The following is a 20,665-nucleotide window of genomic DNA, read 5'->3' as shown; positions in this document are numbered from 1 at the left end:
AGATAGAAGTCATGACGAACCCGCCCCACATACTGCTGGTCGATGACAGCGCCGAAATTCGCAAAGCCGTTGCGCGATATCTCGAAAAGAACGACATGCGCGTCACGAGTGCGGTCGATGCAGCCCAGATGGATGACCTGCTGAAGGTCGGCCGCTATGACCTCATCGTGCTGGACGTTATGATGCCTGGCGAAGACGGGATATCGGTCTGTCGCCGCTTGTCCGCCAAGGGGGTGGCCCCAATCGTGATGTTGACAGCGCTTGGAGAGGAAATGGACCGTATCATCGGCCTAGAGGTCGGTGCGGATGACTATTTGCCCAAACCCTTCAATCCGCGCGAGTTGCTTGCGCGGATAAGGGCAATTCTGCGTCGGGCGCAGAAACCGGAAGCGCTGGCGGGAAGTCTTACAGGCAGCCGTGTACGGTTCGCAGATTGGACGCTCGAAACCGACACACGCCGTCTTGGCGCGGAAGACGGCCGAGAGGATGTGCTGACAACATCAGAGTTCAAATTGCTGACAATCCTGCTGGAACGCCCGCGCATCGTGATGAGCCGCGAGCAGCTTTTTGACCTGACGGTTGGGCGAACACCGGCCGCTTTCGACCGGACTATCGACAACCAGATCAGCCGCCTCAGGCGGAAGATCGAGCACAACCCGGGACGCCCAAAAATCATCACAACGGTTCGAAACGGAGGTTATTGCCTGGCAACGGACGTCGAGGTCGAACGGTGACCCGCAAGCCTCTGGATAGCTTGCGCGTTCAGCTTCTGCTGCTCATTATTGGGAGCCTCGTAGTGGCTCAATCCATTAGCCTCTGGTTGTTCGTGGACGAACGCAGTCTCGCCGTCCGCGCTGCGATCGGGGCAGAGGCGGCCGGGCGCGCTGCGAATGTTGCGCTGCTACTCGAAAGGGCGCCACTGGATTTGCACGCCTCGATCCTCCGGGCGGCAGATTCGCCGCTTGCACGATTTCGGATCGACCCGCAGGCTGCAGTGGATCATCTCGATCACCGTGCTGGAGGAGCGGTCGAAGCGCGTATCAGGTCATTGTTTAGCTCTGAAGACAGCCGCGAAATCCGAGTGGAGTTGCATGAGGTTGAGCGCGAATTCCCGCCAATGAGAAACCTGCCGCAGCAGATGGCCGCAGAGCACAAGCAGATGATGCATGACAAGATCTCGGGGCTTGAATTAACACTCTCTATCGCGCTTGAAGATGGCACATGGCTGAATGTCGATACGCGCTTCCAGCGACCACCGCTACAGTGGCCGATCTTTTCTGCGGTGAGCTTTGGTTTCACGGCGACGTTGCTGATTGGAGTCGCTTGCTGGTACTTGCTTGCTCGCCTAACCTGGCCGTTAAGGCGCTTGGCCCAAGCTGCAGACAGGCTTGGTAGAGGAGAGGAAAACAAACCCCTTCGAGTCGCAGGTCCAAGCGAAGTCAGAGAGCTGACGGATACCTTCAATCAAATGCAGGAGCGATTGGTGCGCACTGTTGCGGACAAGACGCGTATTATGGCCGCTCTGGGTCATGATTTGCGCTCTCCACTGACCGCTTTGCGGGTTCACGCCGAGATGGTGGATGAGGAAGAGACACGCGACGCCTTGGTGAAATCAATCGAGGAAATGCAGGACATGGTCGAGCGCACACTGGCTTTCGCTCGGGGCATGGCAATAAGTGAACCTCCAGAAACAATAGAATTGGGGCAATTTCTCACTGAGCTGAAACGCGACATGCTCAACGCGTTCCGACTCGAAACGGACACACCGTTTGAGATAAAGCTTCGGCCTCAATCCATGCGTCGAGCTTTGCGGAACGTCATAGAGAATGCAGTGCGTTACGGCGACGATGTCGAGGTCACCTATTCCCGAGAGTCTGACAAAGCCTTGATCTGGGTGCGCGATCATGGTCCCGGCATACCTGACACTCAATTAGAAGAGGTTTTTGAGCCGTTTTACCGGGTCGAGGCGTCACGTTCGCGCGAGACGGGTGGCACCGGTCTCGGCCTTTCAATCGCCCGCACCATACTGCGCTCACATGGCGGCGACATCACTTTGCAGAACCACCCGGACGGCGGGCTTCTGGTGCGCCTCGATTTTCCGTTTTGACAAAGCTACAACCAGCAAGAAAGGACACGATGATGAGTACCTATATGATGTCGATGAAAACCTGCGTGAGCGCTCTGTTGGCGAGCACAGTCCCGGCGCTCGCGGATCCGGGCAGCAATGGCAATGACACCTTCGGGCACATGATGTGGGGAGGTGCCCACGGTTGGTGGGGAGGCTTGGGAATGATCCTTTTTTGGGGGCTGATTATCGCCGTTGCCGTCTTCGTCTTCCGTATGCTCACCAGCAACCGCGTTGGCGAGACCCGCGACGCGATCGATATCCTCAAGGAACGCTATGCACGCGGTGAGATCGACGAAGACGAGTTTCAGCGTCGGAAGCAGCAACTTCAAGGTTGAGCCATCAGGCCCCTGCTTGCGTCGCGCCATTCGCCCGTAAGCCAGAAAAGTGGGTAAGGTTGCGGTTTCTTGTTAACCTCATCAATCCTCTGCCACACGTGTATTGGCAGCGTCCTCCAGTGCCTGCATGACCACTTGCGCTGTAAGCAATTCGGGCAGAACGATGCCATCGGGGGCTTCCGGGCCGTAGACCACGTTAAACGGTATGCCGTAGCGGTCGAAGCTTTCCAGATAGCGTGAGATGGTCTCGTCGGGCCGCGTCCAGTCCGCCTGCATTGGGATAACGACGGGCGCACGCAAGGCTGACGCCACCGGTTCGCGGTCCAGCACGAGGGTCTTGTTGGCCTTGCAGGTCAGACACCAGTCGGCGGTGACGTCCACAAACACAACATCCCCTTGCGAAACGTGCCGGGCGATCGCCGCGCGTTCGAATGCGGTCCAATTCGCGGCGACACGGTCTGTCGGCTCGTCACTTTGCGACAGGAGACCGGAAAGGGTAAGAGCAACGATTGTCAGGGCCAAGGCGGCAGACCCGCGCAGGACAGAAGACATGCGCGGCAAGCTCAGAATGGCGACAATGCCGCCGCTCGTCGCGGCAACCGCCCAGACCGACCGTGTCCCGGCGACGCCACCGAGCACCCAGAAAAGCCAAGCTGCGGTCGCCAGCAGGGCCAGCCCAAGGACGATCTTGAGCCAGATCATCCACCGTCCCGCCCGCGGCATCCGGACCACCATGCCCGGAAAAGCCGCCACGATCAGATAAGGCAAGGCCAGCCCCAGGCCAAGGGCAGTGAAAACCACGACGATGTCGATCGGGCGGCCAGCCAGCGCGAACGCCACGGCCGTGCCGAGAAACGGGGCGGAACAGGGCGTGGCAAGAACGGCCGCGAAGGCCCCTGTTGCGAAATCTCCAACATAGCCGCGCCCGCCGCCCGCTTTCGCCAGCCGGGTGTGCGCCGCGGACGGCAAAGAAATTTCGAACAGCCCGAAAAGGTTTGCCGAAAAGACCACCAGAATGACGGCCATCAGTGCAAGAAAGACCGGGTTTTGGAACTGCAGCCCCCAGCCGACCGTCATCCCGATTCCCCGCGCCGCCAGCGTTCCGGCAGCGATAACCCACATGAAGGCCAGAACACCGAAGGCCGAAACGGCAAATCCAGCCCGAACCCGTTGCCGCGACTGACCGTGGGCCTTCATGGCCGAGGAGAGCTTGATCGACAGCACCGGCAGCACGCAGGGCATCACGTTCAGGATGAGGCCGCCGAGAAAGGCAATCGCCGCAATCCAGGCAAGATCGGCCAACCCCGGCAAAACGCGATCGAGGGTGAAGGGCGGCGCTGCGGCCTTATCGCTCAGGGCGGGCATCCAGGTTGCGGCGCGGTCTCCATCCGTCACCGTCACATCGAGTGGTGGCGGGTCATCGGCGGCGGAGAGGATTGGCAGACGGGCCCATAGTAATCGGCCTCCCTCGCCCAAACGAATGTCCGGCTTACCGAAAGCCGTGCCCTTGCCCAATTCGGGAAACACGTCGGGCTCGCCGAAGGGGCGGTCGCTGCGGGCGGTTAAGGTTAGCGCGGACATCTCACCGTCCAGATACGCGGTTTCGACAGAAATGCTACTCGCCGCGCCCTCGTCGGGCACGCGGCCCGCATAGGCCGAAATCAGGGTTGCGGCGTCGGCATCGATTCCGCTGGCCCTTGGTAGCGCCAACTGCAGTTCGAAATCCTCCGGGACGCAAACGGTCGAACATGTCAGGACGTTCACGCCGGCCTTCAACCGGACCGGGGCGCCAGGGTCTGCAAGTGTTATCCGCAGCGGAAAGACCACCTCATCGGAGTAGCCGAAATTCTCGATCCCGAAGGCGGTGAAGCGCTCAGGCGCCGGCCAGAGAAACTCGACATTCTCGATGTTCTCCGATCCCGCCCAGTCGATCGACGGCGGGATGCCCACCTCACCGGGCGAGCGCCAGTAGGTTTTCCAGCCCTTCGACAATTCCAAGTGCAGCCCCGCCGAGATCGAACGGGTATCCGGGCTGACCCCGTTCTCGGCCGAGATCAGACGTGCGGTGACGGATGTGCTGGAAAATTCATCGGAACTTGCTGCGAATCCGTATTGCGACGGCAGCACGAGAAGTATTGCCAAGGCCAGCAATACGCCCCCGAACAGCCACACAGTATGGCACGCTTTCATCATATTGTATCCCGCCCTCGCCAATGCTTTCGTCTATCGCGCCGCGCCATAGGCGTGTCAGTTGCCCTCTGGTGGCACGACCAGAAACCCTTCGCGGCCATCGGAACAGGTAATCGCCGCAACGCCATCAGGGCGCGATCTGTTCAGCGTGCACCCATTTGGAAGATGGGCTTGGAAGTCCTGGGTTGCCAGCACCGCTGAACCATCTTGCCGACACGCACCGAGCGCCTCCGAACAGGCCCCGAGCGCAAGCAATGAGACGAGTGCCGCGGCGCGAACGGCGAACTTCTGCAGGTGCCTACTCGGGAGCAATCGTCCGGCCAATCGCCGCATGCTTGTCCGCGGCCTCGGAGGTGTTTTTCTTCTCGTCACCATGGCAGGATTTGCCCAAGACACGATGCATCGCGAAATGGGCTCCTAGGCAGACAACCAGCGGCGCGAACAAGATTGCGTTGTTCGTCAGATCGCTCGAAAGGCCACCCGCCGCAAGATAGAGCACGATGGGTGCCAACATGATCGCGCAGCAAGCCCACATCCCGTATTTCATTAACTTGCCGGTGGTTTCGTATAAATCCGGCCTTTCAGTGTTCTTCATGGTTCCGACTCTCGGTTGTTTTAACCCTGCTAAAGGCTTCCCCAGCGGGAAGGTCAACGTTACAAACCGATACGAACTTCACGCTCTTGTCATCCGAACCACCCTTGACCCTCCAGTGGAGGAAGGTGGTTAAAGCCACTCAGCTGCAGGACCAGAATCACGGAGGCAGACCATGGGCGATATGTCTTGCAAGAATGTGGGCCGGCGGACCTTTCTGTTTGCTTCGGCCATCGGGCTGGTGTCGCTTGCGGCACCAACCGTGCTGCGCGCTCAGGAGGCTGCGCCGGCGCGCCGGAACATTTCATCTTTCCGGTTGCATGATTGGCAAGACCATTTCGATTCTCTGGGCAAAGGCATTCTGCTGTCGGATACCACAACGCGGGTTCTTCAGCATTGGACGGCTGACGGCGAAATGCGCGTCTACCCCACTTCCGTTCCCATGAGCGACGAGTTGACGCGCCGCGGCTACAGCGAGATCGTCTACAAGGACGATGCGCCGGATTGGGTGCCTACCCCGTCTATGCGCGAGCGCGATCCATCCTTGCCGTCCTATGTCGCCCCCGGCCCCAAAAATCCGCTCGGCGTCCGTGCCATGCATCTGACCTGGCAGTACTACCGCATCCATGGCACCGGTGACACTCGCAAGATCGGTCGCAAATCCTCCAGCGGCTGCATCGGTCTCTACAACGAAGATATCATCGAAGTGTTCGACAGGACACCAATCGGCACCCAGGTCAAACTTATCTGAAGTAAGGATCAAATGAACAAGACAGTTCTGGCCATTCTGGCCTTCTTCGTGTTGGGCGGCGCAGTCGTCTACTGGAACATCGCGCAGCAACCCCAGCAGGTGGGCCACTCGATGGTCCCACCCGACACCAGTGATCTGGAATCGGGCGCGCCCATCGTCGAAGTTTCGCTGCCGGCGGAGCTTTCGGACCAGGCGCAGATGGGCAAGCGGGCCTACGAGGCGAAATGTGCGGAATGTCACGGCAAGAACGCCGCAGGCCAGAACGGGGTCGCACCACCACTCGTGCACAAGATCTACGAACCGAACCACCATTCCGACATGGCGTTCGTGATGGCCGCGAAAAACGGTGTGCGCGCGCATCATTGGAATTTCGGAAACATGCCGCCGGTTGAAGGTTTGACCGATGGCGACGTCAAGCTAATCGCCCGCTATGTACGTGAATTGCAGAGGGAAAACGGGATCAACTGAGCCTTCGGCAGGTTCCGGGCGCATACTGTCGCTTTCCGGCCTGATTTCCTGATCTTCGAACCCGATTGCCGGCGCCGCGATCGCCGCGATTGAAACACAGGACCCTCCATGCCAACGCGACGCGATTTTCTCATGCAGGGGGCGGCTACCACCGCGGCTCTTGCCCTTCCAAAGCGGCTTTATGCCGCAACGTCCGGATTCCAAACCCTCGACGCCCGCACCGCCAGCGTTCAATTGGCGCCGGAAGGTTACCCCGAGACTGATATCTGGGGTTATGGCGGCACGATGCCCGGCCCTCAGTTGCGTCTGCAGCAGGGTGCGCGGCTGCAACGCCGCTTCATGAACGAACTGCCTCAGGCTAGTTCCGTCCACTGGCACGGCGTTCGCCTCGCCAATGCGATGGATGGCGTTGCGGGGCTTACCCAGCCCGCGGTCGAGCCGGGGCAAAGCTTCGACTATGATTTCACCGCGCCGGATGCCGGAACCTACTGGTATCACGCACATAACCGCTCGACCGAACAGGTGGCGCGCGGGCTCTATGGCGCGTTGATCGTCGAGGAATCCGAGCCGCCGGACCTGGATCGGGAAGAGGTGCTGATCCTCGATGATTGGCTGCTCGACCCCGAAACGGCGCAGATCGACCCGGACTTCACCTCGCGCCATGACCGCAGCCATGCCGGGCGGCGCGGCAATTTCATCGCCACCAACGGCCGGCACGACCTTTCCCTGGAGGTGCGCCAACACGAACGTCTGCGCCTGCGCCTCATCAACGCGGCCAATGCAAGGATTTTCGTGCTGTCGCTTCAGGGCATGGAAGGCTGGACGGTTGCGCTGGACGGCATGCCGCTGCCCCGTCCCGAGCCGCTAGCCGAGGCGCTGGTCCTTGGCCCCGGTCAGCGGGCCGATCTGATCGTCGACGTGACCGCCGCGCCCGACGAAACCGCGCATCTCGTTCGCCTTGAGGATCAGGAGGCGGCATCGCAGGTGGCTTTCCCCGTGACCGGATTGGCCTCGGCCGCGCGCCGGGATGCACCGGACGCGCTGCCGCCCAATCCGGGGATGGAGGTGACCGGCCTCGATGACGCCAGGGCCGTGCGGCTCGACATGCAGGGCGGCGCAATGGGCAGGCTCGAAAGCGCGATTCTGAACGGCGAGAAGAAAAGCTTTCGCGAGTTGGTGGATGCCAACCAGTTCTGGTCGTTCAACGGGACGATCGGCATGACCGATGCCCCGCTTGTCGATGTCGAGAAGGGCGAAACGGTCAAGCTTCAGATCTACAACGATACTTCCTTTCCCCACGCGATGCACCTGCACGGGCTGCATTTCCGTGAAATCGGCGAGGATGGCAGGCTCGGTCCCTTGCGCGACACGATCCTGATGTTCGGCGGCCAGACCCGCACGATCGGTTTCGTGGCCGATAATCCCGGCGATTGGCTGTTTCACTGCCACATGCTCAGCCACGCGGCCTCGGGCATGATGACCTGGATGAAGGTGATATGATGCGACGCTGGCTGATCCTCTTTTTGCTCATGGCCGGCGCGGCTGGCGTCGGCGCCTGGATGCTGGCGAAAGGGACATCCGGTACGCCGGAACCGCCGCAGTCTATCGATCTCGCCGAGGGCGAAGAACTCTATCAGGAGTATTGCGCCTCTTGCCACGGGTCCGATCTCGAGGGACAGGCCGGATGGCGCTCCGCCGGAGAGGATGGCATCCTGCCCGCACCCCCGCATGACGAAACCGGTCACACATGGCATCATCCTGATAGTGTTCTGTTCGACTACACCAAGCTTGGCGGAAAGAAGACCCTCGCGAAGCAAGGCGTTGATTTCCAAAGCGGCATGCCCGGTTTCGGTGATGAACTGACCGACGCGCAGATATGGAACATCCTCGCCTTCATCAAATCCACATGGCCCGACCGTCAGCGGGAGGTCCAGGCCGCCCGCAGCGAAGCGGAATAGCAGAAAAGAGGAGACTGAAAATGAGATCGCTTCGATTGGCAGTGCTCGCCGTGAGCATCCTGTTGCCGCTTTCCGCGTTCGCACAGGAGCTGAGCGAGGAACGCGTCAAGGAACTGGCCTTGGAAGCCATTCTGGAAAACCCCCAGATCATCATGGAAGCGGTGCAGCTTCTCGAACAGCAGGAAGCGACCGCGCAGGCAGAGGCCACGGCGGACGTGCTCAAGGAACAACGCCAGCTCTTGGAACAAGCCCCGAACGCGCCGGTGTTGGGCAATCCTGACGGGGACGTCACTGTTGTGGAGTTTTTCGACTACAACTGTCCCTATTGCCGCAGGGCCATGTCGGAGGTTGAAGGTTTGATCGAGGCGGACCCGAATGTGCGGCTCGTCTTTCGCGAATTGCCGATACTCGGCGACGGGTCGGTCTTTGCGGCGAAGGCAGCCTTGGCGGCACGCAATCAGGACAAGTATGAGGAATTCCACTGGGCGTTGATGGGCATGGAGGAACGTGCGCAAGAGGCGTCTGTCCTGCGGATCGCCGAAGAAATCGGCCTTGACGTGGACCAGCTGCGTTCGGACATGGAGGCGCCGGAGGTCCAGGCGCACATCGACGAATCGATGCGGCTGGCGCAGGCGTTGGGTTTCAACGGCACACCGTCATTCGTGATCGGCGACAAACTGGTTCCCGGTTTGGTCGAACAAGACCAACTGGAAGCCTTGGTCGATGAGGCCCGCGAAAAGGAATGAACCTCATGCGACGATGGAGAACTGGCGCCGGAATTGCCCGGCACCGATGATCTTCAGGTCGTCGAAGCAGCCGTGACACCGTAACCGGCATTTCGGATCGCCTCCGTCAGGGCGTGCTCGTTCAGCACGCTATCAACCTCGACTTGCCGCGTACCCGTATCGCAGGTCACGGACGCTGTTGGGTCTATCGCCTTGATCGCCTTTTCGATCGTTGCGGTGCAATGGCCGCAACTCATATCCGGAACCTTGAAGCTGCGCATATCTGTTTCCTCCAGTTCTCGGCATTAGATGCCTGCTTCCCGCATGGGAAGGTCAAGGGCGAAAAAATGTCCCGACGTTGTTGACCTTCCAGCGGGGGGAGCCCTTAGATATCTTTCAGGAGATGAAGGAGACGTTCATGCCGGGCTCAAGAGATTTGCGTTTTTCTATTCAGAACATGTCTTGCGCGTCCTGCGTCGGCCGAGTCGAGCGTGCGCTTTTGGCATTACCCGGGGTCGACGAGGTGAACGTGAACCTCGCCGCCGAAACGGCGCAGGCCCGGATCGACTCGGATGCCCGGATCCCCGAAGTGATCGGGGCGCTGGAGCATGCCGGCTATCCCGCCCGAACGCAGACGGCGCGCCTGAACGTCTCTTCCATGTCCTGCGCCTCCTGCGTTGGTCGCGTCGACAAGGCGTTGGCGGCGGTGCCGGGCGTGCTCGACGTGGACGTGAACCTCGCGTCGGAAACCGCGACCGTAACCTATGCCGAAGACGCTGTCGATCCGGCTGACCTGTTGCAGGCCGCCGAGGCGGCGGGCTATCCGGCCGAATTGGCCGACGACGGCATCGCGGAGGATCGCGGCGCGCGCAAGGAAGGCGAGGCCCGTGCGCTCGCCCGCCGGACCGCTTTCGCAGCGGCGCTGGCCTTGCCCGTGTTCCTGCTTGAGATGGGGGCGCATCTCGTGCCGGGAATGCACGAGATGATCGGCCGCACGATCGGCCATCAGGCCAGCTGGATGATCCAGTTCGTGCTGACGACCATCGTGCTTTTCTGGCCCGGCCGCCACTTTTACACCAAGGGGTTCCCCGCTCTGGTGAAAGGCGCGCCCGACATGAACAGCCTTGTCGCGGTGGGGACCGGGGCTGCGTATGTCTATTCTATCACCGCGCTTTTCGCGCCGTCCGTACTGCCCGAGGCGGCTCGCGCCGTTTATTTCGAGGCTGCTGCGGTCATTGTGGTGCTGATCCTGTTGGGCCGCTGGATGGAGGCGCGCGCCAAGGGGCGCACAGGGGCCGCGATCCAGAAGCTGTTGGGCCTTCAGGCCCGCACGGCGCGGGTGCTGGTGGACGGCGAGACGCAGGACGTGGCCATCGAGCGCATCCGCGTGGGCGACACCCTCGTCGTGCGGCCGGGTGAGCGCATCGCGGTGGATGGCGAGGTGACGCAAGGCCGCGCGCATGTCGACGAGAGCATGATCACCGGTGAGCCGGTCCCCGTGGCCAAGGCTGAGGGCGATCCGGTGACCGGCGGCACCGTCAACGGTACGGGCAGTTTCCGGTTCCGCGCGACCCGCGTGGGGGCGGACACGACGCTGGCGCAGATCATCCGCTTGGTCGAGCAAGCCCAGGGCGCCAAGCTGCCGATCCAGGGCATGGTGGACCGGATCACGCTCTGGTTCGTGCCGGCGGTCATGGCTTTGGCGGCCTTGGCTGTGCTGGTCTGGCTGCTGTTGGGGCCGTCGCCCGCGCTGTCCTACGCTCTGGTGGCGGGCGTGTCGGTGCTGATCATCGCCTGCCCCTGCGCGATGGGGCTGGCCACGCCCACTTCGATCATGGTCGGCACCGGGCGCGCCGCGGAAATGGGCGTGCTCTTCCGCAAGGGCGACGCTTTGCAACAGCTGACTGGCGTGGACATGGTCGCGCTCGACAAGACCGGCACCGTGACCGAGGGCCGCCCCGAACTAACCGACCTCGTTCTGGCCGACGGATTTGAGCGGGCCGAGGTTCTGGCGCTAGTCGCGGCTGTCGAGGCGCAGTCCGAACATCCCATTGCCGAGGCGATCATGCGCGCGGCTCAGGCCGAGGGCGCGGCACGGCGTGACGTCGAAAGCTTCGACTCGATCACCGGCTACGGCGTGCGCGCCAAGGTCGCGGGTCACGACGTGCTTGTCGGCGCGGATCGCCTGATGACCCGCGAGGAACTGAGCATCGAGGCGCTGGCCGATACCGAGCGCCGGCTCGCGGAGCAGGGCCGGACGGCCCTTTTCGCGGCCGTAGATGGAAAGGTCGCGGCGGTCATCGGCGTGGCCGACCCGGTGAAGCCCGCCAGCGCCGCCGCCATCGAGGCGCTGCATGGTCTCGGGCTGAAGGTCGCGATGATCACCGGCGACAAGCGCGAAACGGCCGAGGCCATCGCGCGGGAGATCGGCATCGACCACGTGATCGCGGGCGTCCTGCCCGATGGCAAGGTGGCGGCGCTGGATGAACTGCGGCAAGGCGGCCAACAGATCGCCTTCGTTGGGGACGGCATCAACGACGCGCCCGCGCTGGCGCATGCGGATGTGGGCATCGCCATTGGCACCGGCACCGATGTTGCCATCGAATCTGCCGATGTCGTGCTGATGTCGGGTGATTTGCGCGGCGTAGTGAACGCGCTCAATGTATCCGGGCGGACCATGCGCAACATCCGCCAGAACCTGTTCTGGGCCTTCGGCTACAATGTCGCGCTGATCCCGGTGGCGGCAGGTGTGCTCTACCCGGCCTTCGGGCTTTTGCTGTCGCCGGTGCTGGCCGCCGGGGCAATGGCGCTGAGCTCGGTCTTCGTACTGACGAACGCGCTGCGCTTGCGCCGGGTCCGCCCAGCCATGGATGAAGCCAGCAGCTTGAAATCTGAAGGGGCGGGTTCTCTATCCCCTGCCCCTGTCGCCGCTCAATAAGGAGGATCATGACATGAATATCGGAGATGTCGCCACCCTTTCGGGCCTGCCAGCCAAGACGATCCGCTATTACGAGGATATCGGGCTGGTCAAGCCCTTGCGCAGTTCGAACGGTTATCGCACGTTCCGTGAAAGTGACGCGCACAAGCTCGCGTTTCTGGGACGCGCCCGTGCGCTCGGTTTCACAATTGAAGATTGCCGCAATCTTCTTGCGCTCTACGAAGACGAAGAGCGTGCGAGCGCCGAGGTAAAGGAGATCGCCAAGCAACATCTTGAGCGAATCGACGGCAAGATCAAAGAGTTGAAGGAAATGCGCGCAACGCTCGCCCATCTTGTCGAGGAATGTGCCGGAGATCATCGCCCGGATTGTCCGATCCTGGCCGATCTGTCCATGAAACGGCGCGACGAAGACATGCGCCGGAAATCGGCGTAATCGGATCAGCAGCCTTGGCTTGGGCTCTTCTTCTGGCGATCATCCTTTTCGGCCTGAGCGGGCTCGTGCATGTTCGCGCGATGACCTTAGTGATGAATGGTACCGGGCACGCGCCGTTCGCAAAGCCCGTGCGTTTTTTGTTTGCCCTCTATTCCCTTGCGACCGCCCACATAGTCGAAGTCGGCGTTTACGCCCTCGGTTTCAGTGTTGGTGAATTGATGGGTATCGGCGGCTTTGAACAGGAGAACGTCGACACGTTCATGGACGTTTTCTACTTTTCCTTGGTCAACTATTCGTCCCTCGGCCTTGGCGATATCTATCCTACGGACCATCTGCGTTTTCTGGCCGGTGTCGAGGCCCTGAATGGCTTTCTCCTAATTAGTTGCTCGGCCTCCACCATCTTTCTCGTGGTTACGAGAGCGAAAGAATAGGAACGCTGCATTCTCGCGTGCGAAAAATTGGAACATTCCAGCGCTGGAAGGTCGTTGGCTTGCTAGAAAGCCGTCGATTTATCGTGTTGGGCGACGGTCAAAGCAAAAGGAGTATGACATGTCATATTGGAGATTTGCCGCAATGATCGCGACCTCCACGGTTGTGATGTTCGGGCTGATGTATCTGAATACTTACCTCATTTCCCACGTTTTCTGGTCCGAAACCCGGGCTTACATGGCACTGCTGATGGGCGCGACGATGGCGATCATTATGCTGGCCTTCATGCTCTCGATGTATTCAAGCAAGGCGATCAATACGGCGATTTTCGCGGGAGCTGCCATCGCTTTCGCCGGGTCGCTCTGGCTCGTGCGCAGCCAGGCGACGGTTGGCGATACCAGTTTCATGCGCGCGATGATCCCGCACCATTCGATCGCGATCATGACGTCGAGCAGGGCCAACATCTCCGATCCCCGGGTGCGCAAGCTGGCGGACGAGATTATCTATGCGCAGGACAAGGAAATCGCCGAAATGCGCTATCTCGTCAACGAGATCGAGGCATCGGGTGACGTATCCGAGCCTGAGAAACCCGTGAGCCCTCGCATCGTGAACCTCGACGAAGCCCTTTCGACCGCGAACATCGCCGTGCTCGATCCCGGCTTCCTGACCGAGGAGGAGATCGCTCAGCTTCTGCCCAATGGCGCGGCCTGCACCTTCAACTACACCACTGGCAGTCCGGCTTCTCTGGCACTTGGCGAAGTGGATGGCGAGGCCGTCGGGCTGGTCAAGCTGAGCGGCGACCTCGTGCGGATCGACCAAGGTGCGACCGGGGAACTAGGCATCGAGGGTCTGTCGATCCGTCTCACCGCCGCCGAGGACGCGGCGGCGCTTGACTCGGTGGGCAGCACGCTGGTCGAGGCGACGATGAAGCTGGAGGTCGACGCCGGTCTCTCCGCCGGCTACCGCGGCTTCTACAGCTGCGGGGGCTGACATGGACCGGCAGGCAACTCCGAGCACGGCAAAGCTCTATCGCATGGTCATGCCGGGTCATCTCTGTCCCTATGGCCTGAAGTCGAAGGATCTTCTTGAAAGGGAGGGGTATGAGGTCGAGGACCACCACCTGAACACCCGCGAGGAAACCGACGCCTTCATGGAGAAGCACGGTGTCGAGACCACGCCACAGACTTGGATCGGGGGCGCGCGGGTCGGGGGGTATGACGATCTGAGAGAGCATTTCGGAAAAGAGGAGCAGGACGCGGACGAAGCCAGCTACCAGCCAGTGATCGCGATCTTCGCGGTTGCGTTCCTCATGGCCCTAGGCCTGAGTTGGGCAACGTTCGGTGCGATCTTGACGCTGCGCGCGGCGGAGTGGTTCATCGCGATCTCGATGTGCTTCCTTGCGGTCCAGAAGCTTCAGGATGTCGAGAGCTTCTCGACCATGTTCCTGAATTACGACCTGCTGGCCCGCCGCTGGGTCCGCTACGGATATCTCTATCCTTTCGGCGAAGCCCTCGCCGGTATCCTGATGGTGGCCGGCGCTCTGACCTGGCTCTCCGCGCCCGTCGCGCTCTTCATCGGAACGGTGGGTACGGTGTCCGTTTTCAAGGCGGTCTATGTCGACAAGCGCGAGCTGAAATGCGCCTGCGTCGGCGGCGACAGCAACGTGCCGCTCGGCTTTATCTCGCTGACTGAGAACCTCATGATGATGCTCATGGGCATTTGGATGCCGATAAAGGTTTTTGCGCTCGGGTGGTAGCGGCGTCCAGGTGGCGGCAGCGCCACCCGGAAGTTCCGAAGCTCTATTTCATCTGAGTCACGGTGAGCTTTCCCTTTACCGGCTCGGCGACAAATTCAATGTCCTGACCTTCGGACATCCGCGCGATCATGTCTGGGTCGGCGCGGAACACCATCGTCATCGAGGGCATGTCGAGGTTGACGAGCGGTCCGTGTTTGATAGTCACCTTTCCACCCTCGGCATCGACCTTCTTGATAGTCCCTTGAGTGTATTCGATCTCGGCCTGTGCCTGAACCAATTCATCTTGGGTGGACGTTTCGCTCACGGTGATCGGGCCGTGCATGCCGGATTCATAATGTCCCGGGATCAGGCACGCGAATTCGAATGTGCCCGCCTTTGAGAAGGTCCAGATGACCTCGCCGGATTTACCCTCGTCAAGACGTACGGAGTTCGGGTCGTCGTGTTCCATGTCCATGGCCGCCATCATTTCCTTGTGCTTGGCATTGCCCTCGACATCGTCGATCACGAACTCATGTTCGATCTCGCCTTTGTTCATGACGTTGAAGCGGATCGTCTCACCTTGCTCGAATTCGAATTTGGCGGGTTCGAAGATCATCGTGCCTTCGTCGGTCTCGCGCATGGACACGTCGATGGTACGGGTCACGTCCTCCGCCTTGCCAGGCATGCCTGCCGCCATTTCGGCATGGCCGTGACTCGCGTCCGCCTCTTCGTGGCCGTGACCGCCCGAATGGGTGCCAGCCGCGAAGACTGGAGTTGTCATGGCGAAGGCTATCGCTGTCGTCAAAAGAATGTTTTTCATCGGGTTTCCTGTGGTTTTGATTGATTTAAGGAGCGAAGGGCTGTCTCAGCCCTTCGAGGTCGTTTTCGGCGTCAGGATGGTCTTGGGACTGTTGTTGGTCGCAAACTCCGGCAACTCCCCGGTCCATTCATACGCCTGTTCGCCGGGGGGGTTCTCGTACCAGCCGGGATCGGAATAGTCGTCTGAGCCGATGCCTTCGCGGACCTTTACGACCGAGAACATGCCCCCCATCTCAAGCGGGCCATGCGGGCCCCAGCCATTCATCATCGGAATAGTGTTATCTGGCAGTTCCATGCTCATTTTGCCCATATCCCCCATGCCCGCGGTGCCCATTGGCATATATTCCGGCTGGAACTGGCGGATCTTCTGGGTCAGCGGCCCCTTGTTCACGCCAATGAACGTGGGCACGTCGTGGCCCATCGCGTTCATTGTGTGATGCGACTTGTGGCAGTGGATCGCCCAATCGCCCAGGTGGTCCGCCACGAATTCGTATGCCCGCATCGCGCCAACGGGGATGTCGATGGACACCTCCGGCCACTGCGCCGATTCTGGCACCCACCCTCCATCGGTGCAGGTCACCTTGAAATCATAGCCGTGCATGTGAATGGGGTGGTTCGTCATCGTGAGATTACCTACCCGCACACGAACCTTATCGCCCCGGTTTACAACTAGCGGATCGATGTCTGGAAAGATCCGGCTATTCCAGGTCCACAGATTGAAATCCGTCATCGTCATGATGCGCGGCACATATGTCCCCGGATCGATGTCGAAGGCGTTCAGCATGATCAGAAAATCGCGGTCTACCGGCATAAAGGTCGGGTCCTTGGGGTGGACCACGAACATCCCCATCATGCCCATTGCCATCTGGGTCATTTCATCGGCATGCGGGTGATACATGAAGGTGCCCGACTTGATCAGATCAAACTCGTACACGTATGTTTTACCGGGCGGAATACCCGGATGACTCAAGCCGACCACACCATCCATACCAGATGGAAGAATCATGCCGTGCCAGTGAACTGAAGTCGCTTCCGGCAGCTTGTTGGTCACGTAGATCCGCACCCTGTCGCCTTCGACGGCCTCAATCGTCGGCCCCGTAGACTGACCATTGTAACCCCACAAATGTGCGGTCATCCCGTCGGCAAGCTCGCGCTCAACAGGTTCGGCCACAAGGTGGAATTCCTTCACGCCACCATTCATGCGGTGCGGCAAGGTCCAGCCGTTGAGCGTCACGACAGGATTGTAATCCGGCCCCGACGAGGGTCGCGGAGTAATCGCCGTTGCTGCGCTGTCCATTTGGGCCGCTTCTGGCAAACCCATGTTTGTGGTCTTACCCCAGGCTTGAGAGGAGACGAGTGCCGCTCCTGCGGCGCCGGCCCCAAGTAATTGACGTCGATTGATCATGTCATATTCCTTTCAGTGTCCTGCGCCGCCACCGGCGGCAAGTGATACGCCCTCTCCATCGCCCATTCCGCCTGCGCCGCCGCCGTATATGGCGGCAGTCAAGTTCGCCTGGGCCAGGTAGAAGTCACGCTTGGCATTGGCCGCCTCAAGCGAGGAACCAAGTTTTTCGCGCACATCCGTGAGCAATTCGAAGGTGTTGGTAATCATGCCGTTGTAGGACAGCAGACCTTCTTCCTCGATGGTCTTGCGCAGCGGCACGAGAACGTCGCGGTAGTGACGCGCAATCTTGTAAGATGCGTGATAAGCGGTCTCGGCAGAACGTGCTTCGGACCGCACATTGACCGCGCGCTCAGCCAGAACATTTGCTGCCTGAAGATACATCAGCTCGGCTTTGCGCATCCGCGCCTTGCCAGTGTCATAAATCGGAATGGCGAACTCCAGCTCAATCTGCGGGGTGGTTTCAGTTTCAAGGTTGCCGTCCTCTCTTTCCCGCTCTGCTTCGAAACCAGCGATGAGCTCGAGATCGGTCACAAGCCGCGTTTGATCGGTCAGCCCGAATGCCGCCGCCTGCGCTTCAAGCCCCAGTTTAGCGACCCGCAAGTCGAACCGGTTTCGAAGGGCTTTGCCCTCCAGGTTCGTGATCGGTCCAACCGACCGTGGCAGGGTCGGCAGGACATCGGGCACGTAATAATTCACTTCGGTGCCCCACAGCCCCATCAGCCGGGTCAACTCTTCCTTGGCTACGGCTGCGTTGAGGCGCGCCTGTGCCAGCTGCCCTGCCAGTTCAGCGTTGAACGCCTGTTCCCGGGCTTGCCCGGCCTTGTTAAGCGCACCGGTCTCGCCCAACCGGGCCGCAAGTTCCGATCCGGCGTCCGATGTGGCCTTGGCACGCTTGAGATACGTGACCGTCTCGAACGCAGCCACGGCGTTGATCCACGCGGTTCGGGTCTGGTTGGCAAGCGCAAGTGTGTCGTTTACAGCGTTCATCTGCGCTGTCCGAAAATTGACGTCGGCCAGTGCGACGCGTTGCTTGCGCGTCTGCGCGTCTAGGATGTTCGCGCGAAACAACCCTTCGATCGCCCGGTAGGCCCCCAATTCCGCCGCCCCGATACCCAACACTCCGATCGACACGACCGGGTTTTCCGGCGTCGCCTCCTGCCAGGCCTCGGCCGCCGAGAGCCCGACATCGGCATAGGACGCTTGCAACCCTTTGTTGTTCAAGAGCGCGACCTGCACCGCGGTGTCTGCAGAAATCGTACGTTGATGGATCATCGCATGAACCTGCTTTTTCAGTTCCGCGTTCTCCGCTTGGGTCTGTGCGAAGGCCGTTCTTTTACCTATCGCTGCTGCAGTCTGGCTCGACACGTTTGCGAACCCTGCCTTCTGATCCGTGTAGGCATCTGGAATAGCCGTCGCGCACGCTGCCAGTGTCAGCGGCAGACCAAGCGCAAGTGCAAGTCTCGTCATAACCATCAGTTTGCCTCCGATTGCTCTTCGTTGACCTCGCGCCAATCGCGCGGGCCAGTTGGGCCGCGATACGTGTACCCGGCCAGAGGATTTCTGTAAGACAATGGAGACGAGATGGTGCCATTGACCGTAGCCTGTTGGCTGGCAACGTTCGGAAGCGGCGTGGGCTCAGAGGCGCACGCCCCAAGCAGGAGCGCAGCAGCGCCCATAGAGATATGAATTTTCATTATTTTGGACCTGACTTATTGATCAATTCGAGCATGCAATACAGGCACACTCAGATGATCCGCATTACGGATCAGCGACTAAGTCAGACTCGTGGTGGGCGTTGAGGGCTGTCCGGATCGAACGATATGATCAGGCGGTCGATAGCCATGAAACGCGCGTTTGGTTTGTCGCGCGATCGGATCACGTCGCTTTCTTCAAGAACACCCGAAAAGCATAAGCCGCTGCAGCATTGAATGCCGCCATGGTTGTCATCCGCGTTGGAAACGCCTCCGCGTTCATCACAATGAGTTGCAACGGAATGCTCGTGGCCAATGCCGCTTAATTTAGACATTGTTTCGGCGGTATGCTCAATGCCAATGGGCTCACCATGTCCACCCATCTGAGCATGTAGCGCAGACGGCGGAACTGTAGCCAATGCAAGAACACAGATGATACCAAGCACCATCTGACGCAATCTTGAAATGGTGAGCCCAATCCTCATGATAAACATAAATGTATTACGGAAACCATTCTGTCAACGTTTCCATCCTTTCAAAACACCTCACTCTTATTAGTTCTTGTTTGCTTAAAAGTGAGTTTGGCGTGTCGACGCTGCAATCCCATGAAGCCGAATCTGCCGTGTGTTCGCGATACGCCTAGCTCGGCTTTCGGCAAGCCGACATCCACCCTGTCTGCAATGATGTGGCTGTCCAGAAGGCGATCCGCATCTCAGTAGCCGTAACGCTTGCTCGTTGTGCCGAACGACGGTCCCTCGCTGCCACGCGGCACGCTCGAAGCCCGAGGGCTAGCTTCAAAAGGGCAAACACAACTACCGTATGCACCGTTTCGACATTACGGTTCGGATCGGAGCCCCGCTCTTTCTAGAGACGCCAAGTTCGGTTTCTCCATTTTGAGGCATTCACGATGTTCCCGACAAGTATTCCGCACGCAGCCTTATAGTTGCTTTCAAGATGATTTAAGGCATCGCCCGCCACATCCGAAACCGTCCCTGTCCGGTCACTTCACGGATCAGCCCATGAGTTTGCATCCATGCCAGATTTCGTTGCACAGCAGCGCGGCTGAAACCAGTGAGGGCTTCCGCCATCGGAGCAGAGACTAACGGCCATTCGGTCAGCGTATGACACAGGGCCGGCGGAGTCCGGCCGGACAACGGGGCCGTCACGCTTGCAACCCGCGCCGACCATCTCTCAATATCGTCCAAATGGCGCATCGCGCTGAGAATGGCGCTCTCCATACCATCGAGCCATCGAGCCAGACGCTCTCTAGATTCGCCAGCGGCGCGCAGCCCTACGGCTCCGCCTATGGCCAGAGGCGCAAAGACTGCTCCCCTGCCCTCGCTGGCCGCAATGCGTGCTGCCGTGACCGCGGCTTCCATCCGGTCGCCATGCTGGCCTAGGCCCGCGAGGCTCCAGAGATGAAAACCCATGCAAGCGCGGGTGATCGGGTGTAGTTCGGCCGCTGCCGTTATCACGTCCAGCCATCCGCCAGCGCGATCTTCGAAACGCTCGGCAACATCCTCGATGTTCTCGGGATCGCGGCGGTCAAGGAAGGCCGAAAAATCGATTATCGGGCCGGGACCATTCGTCAGGCGCCGAACGGCCCATCCGACCCGAGCCAGCGCTTCCGGATTATCCTGCACGCTTGACAACCGCATTGATACCCAGAGCGCAAGACGATCAGAACTCACCCGATCCCCTGCAAACCAGCTGAGGTCCGCCGCCTCGATCAACGCGAGCCGATGCCGCCAACCTTCCGGGCCACGCAGCAATCGGTCATCCAGAGCACCCAGGCGTCCAGCCACCTTTGCTAGCCGCGCAGCATGAACCCCCTCTGCTTTCGCCCAATCGTCGATGACCGCGGTATCAGGCGGTTCAGCCCGTGGCCCAGGAGGCAGGTCATCCGGTTCTTCGTCGAGCGGCCCGGGCAGAAACCAAAGGTCTTCTTCGTGAGCCTCCTCATCCCCCTCGGTAGTGATGAGAGGGTCATCGAAGTCATCAATAAAAGTAGATGTTTGCGGCTTCATATGCGCAGAATACTAATATTATGCACATTACCCAAGCGGTT

Annotated in this window: 21 protein-coding genes; 13 read left to right on the top strand and 8 right to left on the bottom strand. The window is 60.2% G+C overall.

Annotation, left to right across the window (positions count from 1 at the left end; genetic code table 11):
• Positions 1 to 11 precede the first annotated feature (11 nt).
• The 3 genes from ROH8110_RS12955 to ROH8110_RS12945 are packed head-to-tail and all read left to right on the top strand — an operon-like array spanning position 12 to position 2,463.
• Entirely contained in the window at positions 12 to 734 is a 723-nt protein-coding gene (locus ROH8110_RS12955) for a response regulator (RefSeq protein ID WP_085818155.1), read from the top strand.
• Positions 731 to 2,107 carry an ATP-binding protein gene (locus ROH8110_RS12950; protein WP_085818154.1) on the top strand — a complete coding sequence of 459 codons (1,377 nt, stop codon included), beginning with the start codon at positions 731 to 733 and terminating at the stop codon, positions 2,105 to 2,107. Before ROH8110_RS12955 ends, ROH8110_RS12950 begins: the two co-directional genes overlap by 4 nt.
• A 32-nt stretch (positions 2,108 to 2,139) precedes the next feature.
• Positions 2,140 to 2,463: an SHOCT domain-containing protein gene (locus ROH8110_RS12945; RefSeq protein WP_245962850.1), complete on the top strand. Its 324-nt coding sequence runs from the start codon at positions 2,140 to 2,142 to the stop codon at positions 2,461 to 2,463.
• An 81-nt stretch (positions 2,464 to 2,544) separates the two neighbouring features.
• Here the strand turns inward: ROH8110_RS12945 and ROH8110_RS12940 are convergent, their stop codons facing one another.
• Both ROH8110_RS12940 and ROH8110_RS12935 read right to left on the bottom strand, forming a co-directional pair.
• Positions 2,545 to 4,656, bottom strand: coding sequence for a protein-disulfide reductase DsbD family protein (locus ROH8110_RS12940; RefSeq protein ID WP_306372209.1), 2,112 nt, complete (start codon positions 4,654 to 4,656; stop codon positions 2,545 to 2,547).
• A 295-nt stretch (positions 4,657 to 4,951) separates the two neighbouring features.
• The gene (locus ROH8110_RS12935; protein WP_139837417.1) at positions 4,952 to 5,248 is read right to left on the bottom strand and encodes a DUF2933 domain-containing protein; all 297 of its coding nucleotides are present in this window, start codon (positions 5,246 to 5,248) and stop codon (positions 4,952 to 4,954) included.
• A 181-nt stretch (positions 5,249 to 5,429) separates the two neighbouring features.
• On the opposite strand from ROH8110_RS12935, the gene ROH8110_RS12930 reads away from it, so the two are divergent.
• From ROH8110_RS12930 to ROH8110_RS12910, 5 genes are all read left to right on the top strand, one after another.
• Positions 5,430 to 5,996, top strand: coding sequence for a L,D-transpeptidase (locus tag ROH8110_RS12930; RefSeq protein WP_121143709.1), 567 nt, complete (start codon positions 5,430 to 5,432; stop codon positions 5,994 to 5,996).
• Positions 5,997 to 6,008: 12 nt separating this feature from the next.
• On the top strand, positions 6,009 to 6,464 hold the full coding sequence (locus ROH8110_RS12925) for a c-type cytochrome (protein ID WP_085818151.1): 456 nt from the start codon (positions 6,009 to 6,011) through the stop codon (positions 6,462 to 6,464).
• A 108-nt stretch (positions 6,465 to 6,572) separates the two neighbouring features.
• The gene (locus ROH8110_RS12920; RefSeq protein ID WP_085818150.1) at positions 6,573 to 7,964 is read left to right on the top strand and encodes a multicopper oxidase family protein; all 1,392 of its coding nucleotides are present in this window, start codon (positions 6,573 to 6,575) and stop codon (positions 7,962 to 7,964) included.
• Between the two features lie 59 nt (positions 7,965 to 8,023).
• Positions 8,024 to 8,422 carry a c-type cytochrome gene (locus ROH8110_RS12915; protein WP_245962869.1) on the top strand — a complete coding sequence of 133 codons (399 nt, stop codon included), beginning with the start codon at positions 8,024 to 8,026 and terminating at the stop codon, positions 8,420 to 8,422.
• A gap of 20 nt (positions 8,423 to 8,442) precedes the next feature.
• The gene (locus ROH8110_RS12910; protein WP_085818148.1) at positions 8,443 to 9,168 is read left to right on the top strand and encodes a DsbA family protein; all 726 of its coding nucleotides are present in this window, start codon (positions 8,443 to 8,445) and stop codon (positions 9,166 to 9,168) included.
• A 53-nt stretch (positions 9,169 to 9,221) separates the two neighbouring features.
• Here ROH8110_RS12910 and ROH8110_RS12905 read toward each other — a convergent pair whose 3' ends face one another.
• A complete protein-coding gene (locus ROH8110_RS12905) occupies positions 9,222 to 9,428 on the bottom strand; it encodes a heavy-metal-associated domain-containing protein (RefSeq protein WP_057821727.1) in 207 nt (68 codons plus the stop codon).
• 137 nt (positions 9,429 to 9,565) lie between these two features.
• Between ROH8110_RS12905 and ROH8110_RS12900 the strand changes: the two genes are divergently transcribed.
• The 5 genes from ROH8110_RS12900 to ROH8110_RS12880 all read left to right on the top strand — a co-directional run bounded on the left by ROH8110_RS12900 (position 9,566) and on the right by ROH8110_RS12880 (position 14,703).
• Positions 9,566 to 12,085 carry a heavy metal translocating P-type ATPase gene (locus ROH8110_RS12900; RefSeq protein ID WP_085818493.1) on the top strand — a complete coding sequence of 840 codons (2,520 nt, stop codon included), beginning with the start codon at positions 9,566 to 9,568 and terminating at the stop codon, positions 12,083 to 12,085.
• 13 nt (positions 12,086 to 12,098) lie between these two features.
• Positions 12,099 to 12,518: a Cu(I)-responsive transcriptional regulator gene (cueR, locus tag ROH8110_RS12895; RefSeq protein ID WP_085818147.1), complete on the top strand. Its 420-nt coding sequence runs from the start codon at positions 12,099 to 12,101 to the stop codon at positions 12,516 to 12,518.
• 14 nt (positions 12,519 to 12,532) lie between these two features.
• Positions 12,533 to 12,949 carry an ion channel gene (locus tag ROH8110_RS12890; protein WP_085818146.1) on the top strand — a complete coding sequence of 139 codons (417 nt, stop codon included), beginning with the start codon at positions 12,533 to 12,535 and terminating at the stop codon, positions 12,947 to 12,949.
• 118 nt (positions 12,950 to 13,067) lie between these two features.
• Positions 13,068 to 13,937 carry a DUF305 domain-containing protein gene (locus tag ROH8110_RS12885; protein ID WP_085818145.1) on the top strand — a complete coding sequence of 290 codons (870 nt, stop codon included), beginning with the start codon at positions 13,068 to 13,070 and terminating at the stop codon, positions 13,935 to 13,937.
• 1 nt (position 13,938) lies between these two features.
• A complete protein-coding gene (locus ROH8110_RS12880; RefSeq protein ID WP_085818144.1) occupies positions 13,939 to 14,703 on the top strand; it encodes a MauE/DoxX family redox-associated membrane protein in 765 nt (254 codons plus the stop codon).
• A 43-nt stretch (positions 14,704 to 14,746) separates the two neighbouring features.
• Here the strand turns inward: ROH8110_RS12880 and ROH8110_RS12875 are convergent, their stop codons facing one another.
• The 5 genes from ROH8110_RS12875 to ROH8110_RS12855 all read right to left on the bottom strand — a co-directional run bounded on the left by ROH8110_RS12875 (position 14,747) and on the right by ROH8110_RS12855 (position 20,624).
• Positions 14,747 to 15,502, bottom strand: a complete 756-nt coding sequence (locus tag ROH8110_RS12875; protein ID WP_085818143.1) for a copper-binding protein — start codon at positions 15,500 to 15,502, stop codon at positions 14,747 to 14,749.
• Between the two features lie 45 nt (positions 15,503 to 15,547).
• A complete protein-coding gene (locus tag ROH8110_RS12870) occupies positions 15,548 to 16,906 on the bottom strand; it encodes a multicopper oxidase family protein (RefSeq protein WP_121143697.1) in 1,359 nt (452 codons plus the stop codon).
• 12 nt (positions 16,907 to 16,918) lie between these two features.
• Positions 16,919 to 18,379: a TolC family protein gene (locus tag ROH8110_RS12865; protein WP_085818141.1), complete on the bottom strand. Its 1,461-nt coding sequence runs from the start codon at positions 18,377 to 18,379 to the stop codon at positions 16,919 to 16,921.
• 304 nt (positions 18,380 to 18,683) lie between these two features.
• Positions 18,684 to 19,082 carry a hypothetical protein gene (locus tag ROH8110_RS18540; RefSeq protein WP_176236611.1) on the bottom strand — a complete coding sequence of 133 codons (399 nt, stop codon included), beginning with the start codon at positions 19,080 to 19,082 and terminating at the stop codon, positions 18,684 to 18,686.
• A gap of 474 nt (positions 19,083 to 19,556) precedes the next feature.
• On the bottom strand, positions 19,557 to 20,624 hold the full coding sequence (locus ROH8110_RS12855; protein ID WP_085818139.1) for a hypothetical protein: 1,068 nt from the start codon (positions 20,622 to 20,624) through the stop codon (positions 19,557 to 19,559).
• Between the last annotated feature and the right edge of the window lie 41 nt (positions 20,625 to 20,665).

It is taken from the genome of Roseovarius halotolerans (assembly GCF_900172255.1).
GTDB lineage: Bacteria > Pseudomonadota > Alphaproteobacteria > Rhodobacterales > Rhodobacteraceae > Roseovarius > Roseovarius halotolerans.
The sequence above is the reverse complement of the archived record's forward strand: the minus strand, read 5'-3'. Positions and strand labels throughout refer to the sequence as shown.

Coding starts and splice junctions, on each gene's coding strand:
- ROH8110_RS12955 (WP_085818155.1), top strand. CDS start 12: ATGACGAACCCGCCCCACATACTGCTGGTCGATGACAGCGCCGAAATT.
- ROH8110_RS12945 (WP_245962850.1), top strand. CDS start 2,140: ATGAGTACCTATATGATGTCGATGAAAACCTGCGTGAGCGCTCTGTTG.
- ROH8110_RS12940 (WP_306372209.1), bottom strand. CDS start 4,656: ATGATGAAAGCGTGCCATACTGTGTGGCTGTTCGGGGGCGTATTGCTG.
- ROH8110_RS12935 (WP_139837417.1), bottom strand. CDS start 5,248: ATGAAGAACACTGAAAGGCCGGATTTATACGAAACCACCGGCAAGTTA.
- ROH8110_RS12930 (WP_121143709.1), top strand. CDS start 5,430: ATGTCTTGCAAGAATGTGGGCCGGCGGACCTTTCTGTTTGCTTCGGCC.
- ROH8110_RS12925 (WP_085818151.1), top strand. CDS start 6,009: ATGAACAAGACAGTTCTGGCCATTCTGGCCTTCTTCGTGTTGGGCGGC.
- ROH8110_RS12920 (WP_085818150.1), top strand. CDS start 6,573: ATGCCAACGCGACGCGATTTTCTCATGCAGGGGGCGGCTACCACCGCG.
- ROH8110_RS12915 (WP_245962869.1), top strand. CDS start 8,024: ATGCTGGCGAAAGGGACATCCGGTACGCCGGAACCGCCGCAGTCTATC.
- ROH8110_RS12910 (WP_085818148.1), top strand. CDS start 8,443: ATGAGATCGCTTCGATTGGCAGTGCTCGCCGTGAGCATCCTGTTGCCG.
- ROH8110_RS12905 (WP_057821727.1), bottom strand. CDS start 9,428: ATGCGCAGCTTCAAGGTTCCGGATATGAGTTGCGGCCATTGCACCGCA.
- ROH8110_RS12900 (WP_085818493.1), top strand. CDS start 9,566: ATGCCGGGCTCAAGAGATTTGCGTTTTTCTATTCAGAACATGTCTTGC.
- cueR (WP_085818147.1), top strand. CDS start 12,099: ATGAATATCGGAGATGTCGCCACCCTTTCGGGCCTGCCAGCCAAGACG.
- ROH8110_RS12885 (WP_085818145.1), top strand. CDS start 13,068: ATGTCATATTGGAGATTTGCCGCAATGATCGCGACCTCCACGGTTGTG.
- ROH8110_RS12880 (WP_085818144.1), top strand. CDS start 13,939: ATGGACCGGCAGGCAACTCCGAGCACGGCAAAGCTCTATCGCATGGTC.
- ROH8110_RS12875 (WP_085818143.1), bottom strand. CDS start 15,502: ATGAAAAACATTCTTTTGACGACAGCGATAGCCTTCGCCATGACAACT.
- ROH8110_RS12870 (WP_121143697.1), bottom strand. CDS start 16,906: ATGATCAATCGACGTCAATTACTTGGGGCCGGCGCCGCAGGAGCGGCA.
- ROH8110_RS12865 (WP_085818141.1), bottom strand. CDS start 18,379: ATGGTTATGACGAGACTTGCACTTGCGCTTGGTCTGCCGCTGACACTG.
- ROH8110_RS18540 (WP_176236611.1), bottom strand. CDS start 19,082: ATGAGGATTGGGCTCACCATTTCAAGATTGCGTCAGATGGTGCTTGGT.
- ROH8110_RS12855 (WP_085818139.1), bottom strand. CDS start 20,624: ATGAAGCCGCAAACATCTACTTTTATTGATGACTTCGATGACCCTCTC.